Origin of the sequence: Paracoccus methylovorus, from assembly GCF_016919705.1 — a bacterium.
Classification (GTDB): domain Bacteria; phylum Pseudomonadota; class Alphaproteobacteria; order Rhodobacterales; family Rhodobacteraceae; genus Paracoccus; species Paracoccus methylovorus.
On record NZ_CP070368.1, the window covers coordinates 864,467 to 880,477 of the forward strand.

General features: G+C 63.6%; 15 protein-coding genes and 1 other RNA gene. 7 read left to right on the forward strand and 9 right to left on the reverse strand.

Annotation, left to right across the window (positions count from 1 at the left end; all coding sequences use genetic code 11):
• Nucleotides 1–30 precede the first annotated feature (30 nt).
• Nucleotides 31–127: signal recognition particle sRNA small type (ffs, locus tag JWJ88_RS04350), an RNA gene on the reverse strand.
• Between the two features lie 46 nt (nt 128–173).
• Entirely contained in the window at nt 174–1,535 is a 1,362-nt protein-coding gene (locus tag JWJ88_RS04355; protein WP_240200196.1) for a 5'-nucleotidase C-terminal domain-containing protein, read from the reverse strand.
• Nucleotides 1,536–1,704: 169 nt separating this feature from the next.
• Between JWJ88_RS04355 and JWJ88_RS04360 the strand changes: the two genes are divergently transcribed.
• Nucleotides 1,705–2,166, forward strand: a complete 462-nt coding sequence (locus tag JWJ88_RS04360) for an SRPBCC family protein (RefSeq protein WP_205294882.1) — start codon at nt 1,705–1,707, stop codon at nt 2,164–2,166.
• Nucleotides 2,167–2,199: 33 nt separating this feature from the next.
• On the opposite strand, the gene JWJ88_RS04365 is transcribed toward JWJ88_RS04360, so the two are convergent.
• Complete coding sequence (locus JWJ88_RS04365) at nt 2,200–3,087, reverse strand: prephenate dehydratase (protein ID WP_205294883.1); 888 nt, start codon at nt 3,085–3,087, stop codon at nt 2,200–2,202.
• Between the two features lie 150 nt (nt 3,088–3,237).
• Here JWJ88_RS04365 and JWJ88_RS04370 point away from each other — a divergent pair, with 150 nt between their 5' ends.
• From JWJ88_RS04370 to JWJ88_RS04395, 6 genes are all read left to right on the forward strand, one after another.
• The gene (locus JWJ88_RS04370) at nt 3,238–3,768 is read left to right on the forward strand and encodes a c-type cytochrome (RefSeq protein ID WP_205294884.1); all 531 of its coding nucleotides are present in this window, start codon (nt 3,238–3,240) and stop codon (nt 3,766–3,768) included.
• Nucleotides 3,769–3,954: 186 nt separating this feature from the next.
• Complete coding sequence (locus JWJ88_RS04375) at nt 3,955–5,817, forward strand: extracellular solute-binding protein (RefSeq protein WP_205294885.1); 1,863 nt, start codon at nt 3,955–3,957, stop codon at nt 5,815–5,817.
• 43 nt (nt 5,818–5,860) lie between these two features.
• Nucleotides 5,861–7,000 carry a microcin C ABC transporter permease YejB gene (locus tag JWJ88_RS04380; RefSeq protein WP_205294886.1) on the forward strand — a complete coding sequence of 380 codons (1,140 nt, stop codon included), beginning with the start codon at nt 5,861–5,863 and terminating at the stop codon, nt 6,998–7,000.
• Complete coding sequence (locus tag JWJ88_RS04385) at nt 7,000–8,106, forward strand: ABC transporter permease (RefSeq protein WP_205294887.1); 1,107 nt, start codon at nt 7,000–7,002, stop codon at nt 8,104–8,106. Before JWJ88_RS04380 ends, JWJ88_RS04385 begins: the two co-directional genes overlap by 1 nt.
• Complete coding sequence (locus tag JWJ88_RS04390; RefSeq protein ID WP_205294888.1) at nt 8,103–9,698, forward strand: ABC transporter ATP-binding protein; 1,596 nt, start codon at nt 8,103–8,105, stop codon at nt 9,696–9,698. Before JWJ88_RS04385 ends, JWJ88_RS04390 begins: the two co-directional genes overlap by 4 nt.
• Complete coding sequence (locus JWJ88_RS04395) at nt 9,695–10,912, forward strand: glycosyltransferase (RefSeq protein ID WP_205294889.1); 1,218 nt, start codon at nt 9,695–9,697, stop codon at nt 10,910–10,912. The genes JWJ88_RS04390 and JWJ88_RS04395 overlap by 4 nt, the downstream gene beginning before the upstream one ends.
• Here JWJ88_RS04395 and JWJ88_RS04400 read toward each other — a convergent pair.
• From JWJ88_RS04400 to JWJ88_RS04425, 6 genes are all read right to left on the reverse strand, one after another.
• A complete protein-coding gene (locus JWJ88_RS04400; protein ID WP_205294890.1) occupies nt 10,909–11,391 on the reverse strand; it encodes a hypothetical protein in 483 nt (160 codons plus the stop codon). The two genes, JWJ88_RS04395 and JWJ88_RS04400, sit on opposite strands and share 4 nt — an antisense overlap.
• A gap of 55 nt (nt 11,392–11,446) precedes the next feature.
• The gene (locus JWJ88_RS04405) at nt 11,447–12,172 is read right to left on the reverse strand and encodes a molecular chaperone DjiA (protein WP_205294891.1); all 726 of its coding nucleotides are present in this window, start codon (nt 12,170–12,172) and stop codon (nt 11,447–11,449) included.
• A gap of 62 nt (nt 12,173–12,234) precedes the next feature.
• Entirely contained in the window at nt 12,235–13,059 is an 825-nt protein-coding gene (gene cysW, locus JWJ88_RS04410; protein ID WP_205294892.1) for a sulfate ABC transporter permease subunit CysW, read from the reverse strand.
• Entirely contained in the window at nt 13,056–13,895 is an 840-nt protein-coding gene (cysT, locus tag JWJ88_RS04415; RefSeq protein WP_407673889.1) for a sulfate ABC transporter permease subunit CysT, read from the reverse strand. Before cysT ends, cysW begins: the two co-directional genes overlap by 4 nt.
• Nucleotides 13,896–13,897: 2 nt before the next feature.
• Nucleotides 13,898–14,896, reverse strand: coding sequence for a sulfate ABC transporter substrate-binding protein (locus JWJ88_RS04420; RefSeq protein WP_205294894.1), 999 nt, complete (start codon nt 14,894–14,896; stop codon nt 13,898–13,900).
• Nucleotides 14,893–15,996, reverse strand: a complete 1,104-nt coding sequence (locus JWJ88_RS04425; protein ID WP_205294895.1) for a sulfate/molybdate ABC transporter ATP-binding protein — start codon at nt 15,994–15,996, stop codon at nt 14,893–14,895. The genes JWJ88_RS04420 and JWJ88_RS04425 overlap by 4 nt, the downstream gene beginning before the upstream one ends.
• Between the last annotated feature and the right edge of the window lie 15 nt (nt 15,997–16,011).

Below are 16,011 nucleotides of genomic sequence, written 5' to 3' on the forward strand. Positions count from 1 at the left end.
AGGTGCCAGCCAGTCTAATGAGGGGAAATGGGTGAGAGGCTGGACAGCGACCCAAGCGGGGCTCGTTACGGCTGCTTCCTTCCGGACCTGACCGAGTTGGCGAGGCGCTCGCCCGCGCCAGCCTCTCGCCGTCTAGATATGCGCGCATGCGGCCGGATGCAAGCCGTTGCCGGTCACAGATGCAGCCGCAGATGCAGGAAACCGTCGGGGTCGATACCGGCTGGCTCGACCCGGGTGGAAAGTGCGTCCAGATGCCGGGCGGCGGCTGGGCCGGTCCTGAACAGGACCGAGGTTCCGGGCAGGGCGCGAAAGCTCCAACCCAAGCGGGCATCGGGGGCAAGCACGCGGCGTTGCGCGACATAGCGGCGCAGGATGTCGCGCGTCCGGGAAGCACCGTCCAGCACCACGGGCCGTCCCGCCGTCGCCGGCCCGAACAGGCCGCAATCGGACAGCCGAAAGCTGTTTGTCACCAGAATGAAGGGATGATTGGGCGCGACCGGGCGGCTGCGATGGGTCAGCGCGCCTATACGGTGCGAAACGCCATTTGCCAACCCGCCGTCCGGCGTGTAGCGGGGCGGCAGGCTTGGGTCGATCTGCCACTCAAGACCGTCGATGATATCGAAATTATAGCTGGGAAAGTCTGGGTCGATCAGCGGCTGGTCGAGTTTGCCCGGTTCCACGCGCAGGAACATGCTGGCCGAGCGTTCCAGCCACTCGCGTACCTTGGCACCGGTAAGGTGGATGGCGCAGATCCGGTTCGGAAACAGGTAAAGATCGGCGATGTTTCGCAGCGTCAGCCCTCCGGCGGGGACATCCGTGTAGTGCTGCGGCCCGCCACGCCCGCCCGCGCGAAAGGGCGCGGCTGCCGTAAGGATCGGCAGGTCCTGCCAGCAGGAGCCGCGCAGCGCTTGCCGCACATGCCAACGCTGCGCCATGGCGACCAGACGCAGGCCGGGATCATCGCCGATCAGGGCGAAATAGCTGTTCAGCGGCTTTTCGGTCCGGCCGATGCGGCGGCGGAAATGCCGAAGCGTCCGGTGATGTGCCATAAGCGCGGGGCCGGTGATAAGGGGTTGGCCGTGCTCATCGTGGAACTGTCGCTCCAACAGAATGTGGTTTTGCACTGGCAGAGGACGGCGCGGACGCAGGTTGGTCGAGACGATGGGAAATTCGACCCCCTCCAGCGTCCGGCGCAAAAAGCCCAGGCCAAAGCTGAAATCGTGGTTGCCTACGGTGGCGGCATCATAGCGCAGGGCGTTCATCGCGGCGATGGCCGGATGCCGCTGCTGGGGGGCGATATTGCCCTTTCTGCCAGATAATCGCCCATTGGACTGCCTTGCAGTGCGTGGCCATTGTCGAACAGCAGGCAATTTCGCGCCGTTTGGCGCGCGCGCGATCAGGCCTGCCGTCCGCGACAGTCCCATCCGCGCCGATGGGCGATCAGCAAAATAGTCATATCCCAGCAGATGCATATGCAGGTCCGTGGTCGCCATGATGCGAAGTTCCAAGGCACCGACAGGCTGCGAATGGGTCATGGGAGAGGTGGATTTCATCCGGCTTGAATGCGGTTATTATAGACATATTGCAACCGTGGATTGTATCTGGATCTGTGGCCCTGAGGGCGGATGTGACGCTTGCATGCCATGTCGCAACATGGAATTAACCGCGCTACGGTTCGACATTTTGTAGGTAACTGGATCAGCGATGAAATTTTCGACCAGACGGGATATCGATCTTGGGGCGGAGGCGCTGTTCCGCGCCGTCAGCGATTTCAATTCCATCGAGCGGCTTTTTGTGCGGCGGGGTGCCAGCGTGTGCCGGCTGGATGATTTGGACGCGCCCGGTGTCGGCATGCGCTGGCTGATCGGGTTCAATTGGCGCGGCCAGCACCGCGAGATAACTGCCGAACTGGCGCAACTCGATGTGCCCGAGGTGGTGGTCATCACGGGTAATGCCGAACAGTTCGACCTAATGATCCGGGTGACCGTTGTTGCGCTGACACCGGAAAAATCGCGGCTTATCTTCGAGACCGAGGTGCATCCGCGCAGCATGAAGGCGCGGCTCTTGCTGCAAACGGCCAAGCTGGGCAAGGCGCAGCTTGACCGCAAGTTCACGAAGAAAGTCGGCGAATTCATCGCCCATATCGCCTCGGGCGAACGGGCCTGACAAAGGCCCGCGCCGTGGTTCCTGGGTTGTGGCCTATTCGGCCGCCGTCGCTTGCGACTGGATCGCGCGCAGCGGATCCGCCGGATAGACGCCCAGAATATTCAGGCTGGAGGTGAAATAGGCCAGTTCCTCCAGCGCGCGGGCGACATGCGCATCTTCTGGATGACCCTCGATGTCGGCATAGAATTGCGTGGCGGTAAAGACACCGTCCACCATATAGCTTTCCAGCTTGATCATGTTGACGCCGTTGGTGGCAAAGCCGCCAAGCGCCTTGTAAAGCGCGGCCGGGATGTTGCGGACGCGAAAGACGAAACTGGTGATCATGGTCGTGCCGCCTTCGGCATTGGTGCGGCGGCCGAAATCGGGTTCGCGCGCCATGACCAGGAAGCGGGTGGTGTTGTTCTGGCGGTCCTCGATCCCCGAGGCCAGTTCCTCAAGCCCGTAGATCTCACCCGCGAGCGGGGCGGCCAGCGCGGCCAGCGACCTCTCGCCCCGATTGGCGACTTCAAGTGCCGAGCCGGCGGTATCGGCGCCGACCATGCCCCGGATGGCGTGACGGCGCAGAAAGCCGCGGCACTGGCCCAGAAGGACCGGGTGGCTCATGGCGTCGCTGACTTCGGAAAGCTTGGTGCCCGGTACGGCCAGCAGGCTTATGCGCACGCGCACGAAACCTTCGTCGATGATGTGCAGCCCGCTTTCTGGCAGCAGGTGATGAATGTCGGCCACCCGCCCATAGGTCGAATTTTCGACCGGCAGCATGGCAAGTTCGGCCCGGCCGCTACGCACCGCTTCGATCGTGTCCTCAAAGGTGCGGCAGGGCAGCGCCTCCATCTGCGGGCGATAATGCCGGCAGGCCTGATGGCTGTAGGCGCCGGGTTCGCCCTGAAATGCGATCACGTTCTGGGTCGCGGTATCGGTCATGGATCACACCTTGGCTTGGGGCCGTGCCCTGTGTCGGGGCGGCCCCGCCGCCCGTTTTGTGTCGTGGGTGCGACAACTACACCTTGAACCGACGGAACAAAAGCGGGTAGATACGCGCAAACGCACGGACAGACCCAGGGAAACGCAGACATGTTCGATACCATGACCGTCACCAAGGCCGCCGGGGCGCTGATCGGCTCGCTCCTGTTCCTTTTGTTGATGAACTGGGCGGCGTCGGGCATCTTCCACACCGGTCCCGCAGGTCATGGCGGTGAGGGCGAAGAACACGCCCAAGCCTATACCATCCCGGTCGAGGATACTGGAAGTGCCGAAGATGTCGCAGCCGATGAAGGCCCCGATTTTGCCGCCGTCCTTGCCTCGGCCGATGCTGCCGCAGGCGAAAAAGTGTTCGGAAAATGCCGCGCCTGCCACAAGCTGGACGGCAGCGACGGCACCGGCCCGCACCTGAATGGTGTCGTGGGCCGCGCGGTCGCCAGCGTCGGCGGCTTCAAGTATTCCGACCCCATGGTGGCGCATGGCGGCGATTGGACGCCAGAGGCGCTGCAGGAATTCCTGACCAACCCGAAAGCCGTGGTCAAAGGCACGAAGATGGCCTTTGCCGGTCTGCCCAAGGTCGAGGATCGCGCCAACCTGATCGCCTATCTGGAAAGCCAGCAATAAGCGATCCGCAGCAAGCATTTGCGCAAGAACAGGGCGTCCCGCGGGGCGCCCTTTTTTTCATGCCGCCGCGTGGACCGCACGGCGGATCACGCAATTGCATATTGAACCGCGGCGGAGGACTGCTAGCTTTGGCGCCCAAGGCGGATTGCGGCCCGAGCAAGACAGAACAAGGATCGACAAGACCCGATGACGATGCGTTTCATGCGACAAGTTCCGATGGCCGTGTTACTGGCGTTGTTGCCCGGCTGGTTACAGGCTCAGGACCAGCAGCCCCCAAAAACCATCACGTCGCATGGGATTTCGGTCTTTGGCACGCCTGAATTGCCCGCCGATTTTCCGCATCTGCGCTATGTGAACCCGGACGCGCCCAAGGGGGGCCAGATTTCGGAATGGGCCAGCGGCGGTTTCGACAGCTACAATCCCTTTACCCATCGTGGCCGCGCGGCGGCGCTGTCCAGTTCGATGCTGGAGCCGCTGATGGAAACCGTCGCCGATGAGATCGGCACTGCCTATTGCCTGCTTTGCGAGACCATCGAATATCCCGAAAGCCGCGACTGGGTGATCTTTCACCTGAGGCCCGAGGCGCAGTTTTCCGACGGAACGCCGCTGACCGCCCATGACGTGCTGTTTTCGTTCGAGCTTTTGCGTGACAAGGGGCTGTCCTCATATCGCACGATCATCTCGAAAATCGTCGACAAGGCCGAGGTGATCGACGACCACACCATCAAGTTCATCTTCCGCCCCGACTATCCGCGCCGCGACGTGATCCAGTCGGTGGGCGGTCAGATCGTCTTCTCGCGCGAAGATTTTCTTAAGAACAAGCGCGATATCGAACAGTCGAGCAACATCCCCTACGTCGGCTCAGGCCCCTATATGTTCGACCGGGCCGATATCGGGCGGTCGGTCGTCCTGCGACGCAATCCCGATTACTGGGGCAAGGATCTGCCGATCAATGTCGGGCGCCACAATTTCGACAGCATTCGCATCGAGTATTTTGGCGATTACGACAGCGCTTTCGAGGCGTTCAAGGCCGGTGTCTATACTTTCCGTAACGAGGCAAGCTCGATCCATTGGGCGACGCGTTATGATTTCCCCGCCGTCCAGTCCGGCGCTGTCAGGAAAGAGGCGCTGGCGGACGGCACCATCGCCTCGGGGCAGGGCTGGGTTTTCAACCTGCGCCGGCCCAAGTTCCAGGATATCCGGGTGCGGGAGGCTATCGAGCTGCTGTTCAACTTCGAATGGTCGAACGAGACGCTGTTTTACGGGCTTTACGACAGGGTGAATTCCCCCTGGGACAACAGCCCGCTGATGGCCGAGGGTCCTCCCACCCCCGAGGAGTTGGCCCTGCTTGAGCCGCTGGCCAAGGATCTGCCGGAAGGCGTGCTGACCGATGACGCCGTGCTGCAGCCAGTGTCGGGCAAGACCCAGCTTGACCGCCGGAACATGCGCCAAGCCGCGAAGCTGCTGGACGATGCCGGATGGGCGGTGGGCTCTGACGGGATGCGCCGCAATGCTCAGGGCGAGGTGCTGCGGGTCGAGTTCCTGAACGACAGCGCGACATTCGACCGGGTGATCAATCCCTTCGTGCAGAACCTGCGCGCGGTCGGCATCGACGCGGTGAACCTGCGGGTGGATGATGCGCAACTGACATCCCGCACCCGCAGCCATGACTTTGATCTTGTGACGGATCAACTGGCGCAGGGCTATTTCCTGACTGGCGATACCGAGCAGACCTTCGGCTCGGAAAACGTTGGCGATGTGTTCAACTCGATGGGGCTGGCCAACCCGGCAATCGACCGGCTGATCCAGCAGGGTATCGAGGCCACGACCCAGGAAGAGATGACTGCCGTGGCCCATGCGCTGGATCGCAGCCTGCGGGCGCTGCGCTTCTGGGTGCCGCAGTGGTACAAGGCCGAACACACCGTCGCCTATTACGATATCTTCGCCCATCCCGAGACCTTGCCCCCCTATGCGCTGGGTGAGCTTGATTTCTGGTGGTATGACGCGGATAAGGCGGAAAAGCTGAAACAATCCGGCGCGCTGCGCTAAGCCCGAACGGGCGGCGCAACCAGACAAGCGGAACGAGGGGCGGATGGCAGCCTATATCCTGCGGCGCTTGCTGCTGATCATACCTACGCTGATCGGTATCATGCTGGTCAATTTCACGCTGACGCAATTCGTTCCCGGCGGCCCGATCGAGCAGATCATCGCCCGGGTGCAGGGCGAAGGCGATGCGCTGCGCAATATCACCGGCGGCGGCGGCGAAATGCCCCAGAACACCGAATATGCCGGGGCTCGGGGCATTCCGCCCGAAATGCTGGACCAGTTGGAAGTGCAGATGGGTTTTGCCCGCATCGTCTGCACGCCCGGACATGAGGGTGAGCCAGACCTGAAATCCCCTGATTGCAGCAAGGAAAAGATCGGCGCGGTCGAACGATTCCTGATCATGTTGGGCAATTACATTCGCTTCGATTTCGGCACGAGCTTTTTCCGCTCGATCTCGGTGATCGATCTGGTGCTGGAAAAGATGCCGGTTTCGATCACGCTGGGGCTGTGGTCCACGCTGATCGCCTATCTGATCTCGATCCCGCTGGGCATCAGAAAGGCGGTCAGGAACGGCTCGACCTTCGATACCTGGACTTCGGGGGTGATCATCGTCGGCTATGCCATCCCGGCTTTCCTGTTCGCGGTGTTGTTGATGGTGCTTTTCGCGGGCGGCAGCTATTGGCAGATATTTCCGCTGCGCGGCCTGACCTCGGACAACTGGGCCGATCTGAGCCTTTGGGGCAAGGTCAAGGATTACCTGTGGCACATTACCCTGCCGGTGCTGGCCACCACCATTGCCAGCTTTGCCACGCTGACCCTGCTGACCAAGAACAGCTTTCTGGACGAGATCAACAAGCAATATGTCATCACCGCCCGCGCCAAGGGCCTGACCGAACGACGGGTGCTTTACGGCCACGTGTTCCGCAACGCCATGCTGATCGTGATCGCGGGCTTTCCCTCGTTGTTTCTGGGGGTATTTTTCGGCTCATCGATCCTGATCGAGACGATCTTCTCGCTCGACGGGCTTGGCCGGCTGGGCTTCGAGGCGGCGGTGCAGCGTGATTATCCGGTGATTTTCGGCACGCTCTATGTCTTTGGCCTGCTGGGCCTGCTGGTCGGGATCCTGTCTGACCTGATGTATGTGCTTGTCGATCCGCGCATTGATTTTGACCGGAGGGCCGGCTGATGGCGATGAGCGAACTCAACCGCCGCCGCTTGCGCAATTTCCGCCGCAACAAGCGGGCCCTCTGGTCGTTGATCATCTTTACCACGTTGTTCGTGGCCTCGCTCTTTGCCGAGTTGATCGCCAACGACCGGCCGATCATCGTCAACTTCAAGGGCAGTTGGCATTTTCCCGTCTATCGCTTTTACCCCGAGACCGCGTTCGGTGGCGATTTCGGCACCGAGGCGATCTATACCGATCCCGGCGTGCAATGCCTGATCCGCACCGGTGGCCGGCAGGAATGCTGGGACGACCCTGAGGGAACCGAGCTTGAGGCTCGCGAAACCGGCATGGTCGCCGGCGAAGTGATCGAGCGGGGCTGGATGCTGTGGCCGCCGATTCCCTATCACTTCCGCACCATCAATAATGTCGGAACCGCCCCCAGCGCGCCCGACGCGCAGCACTGGCTGGGCACGGACGATACCGCGCGCGACGTGCTGGCGCGGGTGATTTATGGCTTTCGGCTGTCGATCCTGTTCACCATGATCGTGACCGTGGCCGCGTCGCTCTTGGGCATCACGGCGGGGGCGGTGCAGGGTTATTTCGGCGGCAGGACTGATCTGGTATTTCAGAGACTGCTTGAAATATGGGGATCAACCCCTTCACTTTACGTCATTATTATCTTGTTCGCAATTCTGGGGCGAAGTTTCTGGCTGCTGGTTTTTGTGTCGATCCTGTTTGGCTGGCCGGCGCTGGTGGGCGTGGTGCGGGCCGAATTCCTGCGGGCGCGCAACTTTGAATATGTCCGGGCGGCGCGGGCCTTGGGGGTTTCCGACCGCATCATCATGTTCCGCCATATCCTGCCCAATGCCATGGTGGCGACGCTGACCATGCTGCCTTTTGTCGTGACCGGCACGATCTCGTCGCTCGCGGCGCTGGATTATCTTGGTTACGGGCTGCCGACCTCGGCGCCTTCGCTGGGCGAACTGGCCCTGCAGGCCAAGCAGAACCTGCAAGCGCCGTGGCTTGGCTTCACCGCCTTTTTCGCCTTCGCGATCATGCTGTCGCTGCTGGTGTTCATCTTCGAAGGTGTGCGTGACGCCTTTGACCCCAGAAAGACCTTTCGATGACGCCGGTTCTGGAAGTCAGCGACCTGCGGGTCGGGTTTCGGCAGGACGGGCAGGTGGTGCCCGCCGTCAAGGGTGTCAGCTTTACCGTCAACAAGGGCGAGACGGTGGCGCTGGTCGGTGAATCCGGTTCGGGCAAATCGGTCACGGCCCTGTCCACCGTGCGTCTTTTGGGCGAGGCGGCAGAAGTCTCCGGCTCGGTCCGTTATGCCGGCCACGAATTGGTGGGGGCGCCGGACTCAGACCTGCGCCGGGTGCGCGGCAATGACATCAGCTTTATTTTCCAAGAGCCGATGACCTCGCTGAACCCGCTGCACACGCTGGAGCGGCAGCTTGCCGAAAGCCTGGCGCTGCATCAGGGGCTGAAGGGCGCGGCGGTGCAGGCGCGGATCATCGAGCTGTTGACCCGCGTGGGCATCCGTGATCCCGAAACGCGGCTGGCCGATTATCCGCACCAGCTTTCCGGCGGGCAGCGCCAGCGGGTGATGATCGCCATGGCGTTGGCGAACGGCCCGGAACTGCTGATTGCGGACGAGCCGACCACGGCGCTGGATGTGACCATTCAGGCGCAGATCATGGAGCTTTTGGCCGAGCTGAAGGCCGCCGAGGGCCTGTCGATGCTGTTCATCAGCCACGATCTTGGCCTTGTGCGCCGCATCGCTGACCGGGTCTGCGTGATGAAGGGCGGCGAGATCGTCGAGCAGGGCCCGGTCGAGGAAATCTTTGCCAACCCCCAGCACGAATATACCCGTATGTTGCTGGCGGCAGAGCCCAAGGGCCGCGCCGATCCCATCCCCGAGGGCGCCCCGCAGATCGTGGCGACGCAGGACCTGAGGGTCTGGTTCCCGATCCAGCGCGGCTTTTTGCGTCGCACCATCGGCCATGTGAAGGCGGTGAATGGCGCCACGATCTCGGTCCGCTCGGGCGAGACGCTGGGCATTGTCGGCGAATCTGGCTCTGGCAAGACGACGCTGGCGCTGGCGATCATGCGGCTGATCGAAAGCGACGGGCCGATCCTTTACATGGGCCGCGACATCTCGAAAACGCCGGGTCGCGCGTTGCGGGGCCTGCGTCGCGACATGCAGATCGTGTTCCAGGACCCTTTCGGCAGCCTGTCGCCGCGCATGACGGTGGAACAGATCATCTCAGAAGGGCTGGGCGTGCATGGGATCGAGCCGGGCCGCAACCGGCGCGAGATGGTCGATGCGATCATGCGCGAGGTCGGTTTGGACCCCGCCACCATGCACCGTTATCCGCATGAATTCAGCGGTGGCCAGCGCCAGCGCATCGCCATCGCCCGCGCGATGATCCTGAACCCCAAGCTGGTGGTGCTGGACGAGCCGACCTCGGCGCTGGACATGACCGTGCAGGTGCAGATCGTCGAACTGCTGCGGCGATTGCAGCACAGGCACGGTTTGGCCTTCCTGTTCATCAGCCATGACCTGCGTGTCGTGCGCGCCATGGCGCATCAGATCATGGTCATGCGCGCTGGCGAGGTGGTCGAGCAGGGGCTGACCGACGCGGTTTTCAGCAATCCGCAAACCGAATATACCCGCCAGCTGATCCAGGCAGCCTTTCTGACGGCAAGCGCATGAAAATCCTGTTCGTTCATCAGAATTTTCCGGCGCAATTCCTGCATCTGGCGCCGGCGCTGGCAGCGCGCGGCCATCACGTCATGGGCCTGACGGACGAAAAGAACGCGCGGCCTTCGCCGGTTCGCGTGGTGCGCTACAAGGCGCCGGACGAGCCCTCGTTGCCGCCCATGCTGGGCCGGACATTCAGCGAGATGGCCGAGCGGGGCTGGCTGGCGGCACGCGGCTGCCGGGCCTTGCGCGATCGGCACGACTATACTCCCGACGTGATCTTTGGCCACAGCGGTTGGGGCGAGACGCTGTTTTTGCGCGAAATCTGGCCACAGGCAAAGCTGCTGGTCTATGCCGAACTGCTGTATCGCACGCGCGGCCATGATGTGGGGTTCGATCCTGAAATTACCCCCGACAGCGACGAGGCGCGGATCGGCACCATCGCGCGCTCGGCACATCTGATTCAGGGGCTGGTGCAGGCCGATGCCGGGCTGGCGCCGACCGAATATCAGGCGAACTCCTTTCCGGCCGAGTTGCGCCAAAAGCTGACGGTGATCCATGACGGCATCGACACGCTGAAGGTCTGTCCCAATCCGCTGGCCGACTTCCTGCTGCCCGACGGGCGCCGCTTGCGGGCCGGGGACGAGGTGCTGACCTATGTTTCGCGCTCGCTTGAACCTTATCGCGGCTTTCACCGTTTCATGCGCGCGTTGCCCCAGGTGATGCGGGCGCGGCCGGATGCGCAGGTGGTGGTCGTTGGCGGCGAGGGCGTCAGCTACGGCAGCCTGCCCAAGGATGCGCCGAACTGGAAAGAGAAACTGCTGGCCGAACTGGACGGCCAGTTGGACCTGTCGCGCATCCATTTCATGGGCCGCGTGGCTTATCCGCAATATCTGGCGCTGCTGCAGGTCAGCCGGGTGCATTGCTACCTGACCTATCCCTTCGTGCTGAGCTGGTCCTTGGCCGAGGCGATGGCGGCGGGCTGCTATATCGTCGGTTCTGATACCGAGCCGGTGCGCGAACTGATACGGGACGGCGAGAATGGGCGGCTGGTGCCGTTCTTTGACCAACCGGCGCTGGAGGCGGCGTTGATCCGCGGGCTTTCCGGCGATCCCGACGCCGACCGGATGCGGGCGGCGGCGCGGGAAACCATCCTGCAAGGCTATGACCTGCACCGCCACAGCCTGCCGCAACTGGTGGATTGGGTCGAGGGCTTTGCGCCCTAAAGCTCGATCTCGCTGCCCGGGTCGCGTTCGAACAGTGGCGGTGGCGCCTCGGGCAGGTCGGGGTTCAGGCGTGGATCATCCTCGGGCGCGGGGCGCAGCATGTCGCGCAGTGCATCGCCTACCGGCGGGGGCGGCGGCGCATCGGCGCGGCGGCGGATCAGGATGTCGCCGTTTTCCAGCCGCTCGGGCGCCTGATAATTGCGCACATCGTCCATCAGCTTGCCGATGTCTTGCAACACCGGCGCGACCGCGCCCAGTGTGTCGCCCAGATCGCGGCCCAGCCGGTCCAGATGCGGCTCGGCCTGATTGAGCAGGTTGCGCATGAAGTTTTCCAGCCCGCGTTCCAGCGTGTCCAATTCCGGCGCGGGGACGTCGTTGGGCGTTGGCTCGTCGGCAAGCGGCGGTTCGTAATCCTGCGCCATGGCACAGGGGGACGTAAGCGCGGTGCACAGGAGCAGGGGGGTCAGGATTTTGCGCATGGGCCGGTCCTTCGGCTGTTTGCAGGGGAAACGGGCGGCGGGGCGGCCGGGTTCCCTATGCCGGATGCAGGCGGTGCATGTTGCGGAAGTTTTCCCACGCCTCGTTCAATGCGCGGGTGCGGGCCTCGGCCAGCCGGATCGCCTCGGGCGGCAGGCCGCGGGCAACGGCGCGGTCGGGGTGGGAGGCAAGCACCAACTCGCGCCAGCGTCGACGCGCTTCGGGCAGGGGCGTGTCGGGGGTAACGCCCAGCACCTCGCACGAAGGACAGCCTTGCCGCCGGTCATGGCGGGCGCGGATCGTCGCCACCTGCGCGGGCGTCATGCCGAAGATGCGTGCCACGTCGTCGATGAACAGGATTTCCGCCTCGTGCAACTCGCTGTCGGCGACGGCGATGATGAACAATCCCTCGATCACATCGGCCAGAACCGGGTCGCCGGGCGGGAACATGCGTGCGATGCGCCGGGCCCAGGCGTCGAAGCCGGCCACGTCCTGCCGCGCCAGGTCAAAGACCCGGGCGGCGTTCTTTTCTTCGGATCGCGGGATGATGAAGACACGGCGAAAGGCCGCGACCTCGGACCTCGCCACCGCGCCGTCCGCCTTGGCCAGTTTGGCCCCCAGTGCGATCACCGCGATGGTGAAGGCGACCGATTTCTCGGGCGGGGTGGCGGCACGGTCGGTGCCGACGATCGCCGCCAGCCTGTCGGCGATTCGCTGCCAAAAGCTGCGCGGCTTGGGCAGTTCGGGGCAGGGCTGTTGGTGGTCCTTTATCGCGGCATCCATGGCATTCAGCCTAGGCGGGGTGGCGGGTCAAGTCCACTGACATTCCCGCCAGTTACGCGGTTTCACCTGTGGTTTTCCAAGGCAGCCTTGATCACCAGCACGACCAGCGCGATCACGGTCAGGGTCGAAGCGGCGGCGAAAGCGCCGGTGGTATTCAGGTCATTGAACATCAGTTCGATCTGCAACGGCAGCGTGTTCGTCTGCCCCCGGATCGAGCCGGAAACCACCGAAACCCCGCCGAATTCGCCAACCGCGCGGGCCGTGCAAAGCACCGCGCCGTAAAGCAGGGCCCAGCGGATATTGGGTAGGGTCACGCGTGAAAACACCTGCCATCCGCGTGCGCCCAACGTCACCGCCGCCTGTTCCTGTTCGGAGCCCTGCGCCTGCATCAAGGGCAGCACCTCGCGCACCACGAAGGGGGCGGTGACGAACATCGTAACCAGCACGATGCCGGGCACGGCGAACATGATCTTCAGGTCGTGCGCGGCAAGCCACGGCCCCCACAGCCCTTGTCGTCCGTAAAGCAGCAGGTAGCAGATGCCGGCGATGATCGGCGAGATCGAAAAGGGAATCTCGATCACGACCATCAACAGCTTGCGTCCCGGAAAGCGGAATCGGGCGATGGCCCATGCCGCCGCGATACCGAAGGCGATGTTGACCGGCACCACGATCACCGCCACCAGCGTGGTAAGCCAGATCGCATGCAGCACCAAGGGATCGGTGATGTTCTTCAGGTAGACCGCCCAGCCATCGGCGAAGGCACGCCAGAAGATGAAGGCCAGCGGCGCGACGACAAAGATTGCCGTCAGCCCGAAGGCCAGCCCGATCAGCAGGCGCGGCATGGTGCGGCTTTGGCCGGGGGCATAGGTCAGTGCGGCTGCGGTCATGAGCGTGCCTCAAGATGGCGGGCAGCGCGGAACTGCATCAGGTTCGACAGCACCAGCAGGATCAAGGCAAAGCCCAGCAGGACCAGCGCAATGGCGGCGGCGCCCTGATAGTCGTATTCCTCAAGCCGGATATAGGCCAGCAGCGCGGCGATTTCGGTCTTGAAGGGCAGGTTGCCGGCGATGAACACCACCGCGCCGAACTCGCCCAGCGACCGGGCAAAGGCCACGGTCGAGCCGGCGATCCACGCCGGCAGGATCGCCGGCAGCACCACGCGGCGGAAGATGGCAAAGGGGCGGGCGCCCAGCGTCATCGCCGCCTGCTCCAGCGCCGGGTCCAGATCCTCCAGCACCGGCTGGATGGCGCGGACAACGAAGGGGATCGAGGTAAAGGTCATCGCCAGGATCACGCCGCCCAGCGTATAGACCAGCTCGATCCCGGCACCGGCCAGCGGTGCGCCGAACCAGCCGTTCGCCGAATAAAGCGCGGTCAGCGAAATACCCGCCACGGCGGTGGGAAGCGCGAAGGGAATATCCATCAGGGCGTCGAGGATGCGCCTGCCCGGAAAGTCATAGCGCGTCAGCACCCAGGCCATCAGCAACCCGTAAAAGGCGTTGAACAGCGTGGCCAGCGCGGCGGCGGTCAGCGTTACCCGCAGCGCGGCCAGCGTGCGCGGTGCGGTGATGATTGCCCAGAAACGCGCCGGGCCGATCTCGGCCCCTTTCAGGATCAGCGCGACCACGGGGATCAGGATCACCAGCGCGACATAAAGCAGCGTCGTGCCGAGGCTCAGCGAGAACCCCGGCAGGACGCGTTTTGCGCGGATGGGCGCGGTCATGCTCATCTGTTGACGAAAACCTGATCGAGAATGCCGCCCTCGGCCAGATGTTCGGCGGTGATCTTGTCCCAGCCGCCGAAAACCTCATCGACGGTCAGCAGCTTCACCTCGGGGAACTCGGCCGAATATTTGGCCGTTACCGTTTCATCGGTGGTGCGATAGTGGTTTTGGGCCAGCGTCTCTTGCGCTTGGGGCAGATAGAGCCAGTTGAGGTATTCCGTCGAAACTTCGGTGGAACCGTTCTTTTCGGCGTTCTCGGAGACAACGGCGACCGGGAAGGCAGCGAACAGGCTGGTCGCCGGGGTCACCGATTCATAACCCTGATCGGCATATTGCGCGGCGATGCCCTTGGTTTCGGCCTCGAAGGTGATCAGCACGTCGCCGATGTTGCGCTCGGTAAAGGTCTGGGTCGCAGCCCGGCCGCCGGTGTCGAAGACCGGGACGTTGGCAAAGATCTTGGCGACGAATTCCTGTGCCTTTTCCGGCGTGCCGCCCTCTTGCGTCAGGGCATAGGCATAGGCGGCCAGATAGGTATAGCGCGCGTTGCCACTGGTCTTGGGGTTCGGGAAGACCGCCTGCACGTCGTCGCGGGCCAGATCCGACCAGTCCTTGATCCCCTTTGGGTTGCCCTTGCGCACCAGAAAGGCGGGCAGGGAATAATAGGGCGAGGCGCCGTTGGGGAAAGCCTCGCGCCAGTTCTCTGCGACCAGCCCGTTCTGCGCCAGCACGTCGATGTCGGTTTCCTGGTTGAAGGTGACCACATCGGCCGGCAGCCCCTCGAGGATTGCGCGCGCCTGTTTCGACGATCCGCCATGGCTTTGGTCGATGGTGACGTCGTTGCCGGTCTTGTCCTTCCAATAGGTCTGGAACTGGGGGTTGAGCGCTTCGAACAGCTCGCGGCCCACGTCATAGCTGACGTTCAGGATCTTGTCCTGAGCCAGCGCCGGGGAAGCCCCCAACAGCAAGGCCAGTGCGGCGGCATGAAGCTTGCGGATCGTCATAGGCTTATCTCCTTGCGGGGGAATTCAATGGGGGTCGGGTGTGACTGGCTGGCGGCGCGGGAACCGGGAAAGATCGCGCCAGCCTCGGGGCGCAGGTTGACGCGGCCGCCGGGGGCCAGCCCCTGCGCCTCTGGCGCGCGGCGGGGCAGGTCGATGCCAAAGTGGCCGGCGCCATCGGTCAGATCCAGCCGCAAAAGCGCGCCGTTGCTGGTGCGATGTGTGATCTGCCAGCGCCCGGCCGGATCGGCCAGCGGCGTGATATCGGCGGGGCGCAGGAACAGCGTTGCCGGCCCGTCGGGCAGGGCGCGGCGCGGCAGGCGGCTGCTGTCCAGCCCCGCCGCCTCGGCCCGGCCGGCGTTAAGCGTGATCGGCACCTCGATGGTTGCCCCCATGAAACGGGCGACAAAGGGGCTGGCGGGATGGTCGTGGATCTGGTCGGCATTGCCGATCTGCTCGATCCGGCCGTCGCCCATCACGACGACGCGGTCGGCCAGCTCAAAGGCCTCTTCCTGATCGTGGGTGACGAAGATCGTGGTCGAGCCGGTCTGGTCATGCACATCGCGCAACCAGGCGCGCAGGTCGCGGCGCACGGCGGCATCAAGCGCGCCGAAGGGTTCGTCAAGCAGCAACACGGTGGGCTCGATGGCCAAGGCCCGTCCCAGTGCCACGCGCTGACGCTGGCCACCCGATAGTTGCGCCGGGTAGCGGTCGCCCAGATGCGCGATTTGCAGGAACTCCAGCAATTGATCGACCTTGCTGGCGATCACGGCCTTGCCCGGCCGCTGGGTGCGCGGGCGCACGGTCAGGCCGAAGGCGATGTTGTCGCGCACGCTCATATGCGGGAACAGGGCGTAATGCTGAAAGACGAAACCGATGCGGCGATCCTGCGCAGCAAGGTTCAGCCAGTTCTGTCCATGCACCTGCAAGCCGCCGCCGTCGGGCCATTCAAGCCCGGCGATGATCTTCAGCAGCGTGGTCTTGCCCGAGCCCGAGGGACCCAGCAGCGCCACCAACTCGCCCGATTCGACGGTCAGGTCGATACCGCGCAGCACCGCGGTGCCGCCGAAGCTTTTGGTCATGTGCTCGATGCCGATGGACATGGGCGCCTCCGTTTC

Bases quoted from the DNA above. Each gene is read 5' to 3' on its own strand.
- JWJ88_RS04355 (WP_240200196.1), bottom strand. From the start codon at position 1,535: ATGACCCATTCGCAGCCTGTCGGTGCCTTGGAACTTCGCATCATGGCG.
- JWJ88_RS04360 (WP_205294882.1), top strand. From the start codon at position 1,705: ATGAAATTTTCGACCAGACGGGATATCGATCTTGGGGCGGAGGCGCTG.
- JWJ88_RS04365 (WP_205294883.1), bottom strand. From the start codon at position 3,087: ATGACCGATACCGCGACCCAGAACGTGATCGCATTTCAGGGCGAACCC.
- JWJ88_RS04370 (WP_205294884.1), top strand. From the start codon at position 3,238: ATGTTCGATACCATGACCGTCACCAAGGCCGCCGGGGCGCTGATCGGC.
- JWJ88_RS04375 (WP_205294885.1), top strand. From the start codon at position 3,955: ATGACGATGCGTTTCATGCGACAAGTTCCGATGGCCGTGTTACTGGCG.
- JWJ88_RS04380 (WP_205294886.1), top strand. From the start codon at position 5,861: ATGGCAGCCTATATCCTGCGGCGCTTGCTGCTGATCATACCTACGCTG.
- JWJ88_RS04385 (WP_205294887.1), top strand. From the start codon at position 7,000: ATGGCGATGAGCGAACTCAACCGCCGCCGCTTGCGCAATTTCCGCCGC.
- JWJ88_RS04390 (WP_205294888.1), top strand. From the start codon at position 8,103: ATGACGCCGGTTCTGGAAGTCAGCGACCTGCGGGTCGGGTTTCGGCAG.
- JWJ88_RS04395 (WP_205294889.1), top strand. From the start codon at position 9,695: ATGAAAATCCTGTTCGTTCATCAGAATTTTCCGGCGCAATTCCTGCAT.
- JWJ88_RS04400 (WP_205294890.1), bottom strand. From the start codon at position 11,391: ATGCGCAAAATCCTGACCCCCCTGCTCCTGTGCACCGCGCTTACGTCC.
- JWJ88_RS04405 (WP_205294891.1), bottom strand. From the start codon at position 12,172: ATGGATGCCGCGATAAAGGACCACCAACAGCCCTGCCCCGAACTGCCC.
- cysW (WP_205294892.1), bottom strand. From the start codon at position 13,059: ATGACCGCAGCCGCACTGACCTATGCCCCCGGCCAAAGCCGCACCATG.
- cysT (WP_407673889.1), bottom strand. From the start codon at position 13,895: ATGACCGCGCCCATCCGCGCAAAACGCGTCCTGCCGGGGTTCTCGCTG.
- JWJ88_RS04420 (WP_205294894.1), bottom strand. From the start codon at position 14,896: ATGACGATCCGCAAGCTTCATGCCGCCGCACTGGCCTTGCTGTTGGGG.
- JWJ88_RS04425 (WP_205294895.1), bottom strand. From the start codon at position 15,996: ATGTCCATCGGCATCGAGCACATGACCAAAAGCTTCGGCGGCACCGCG.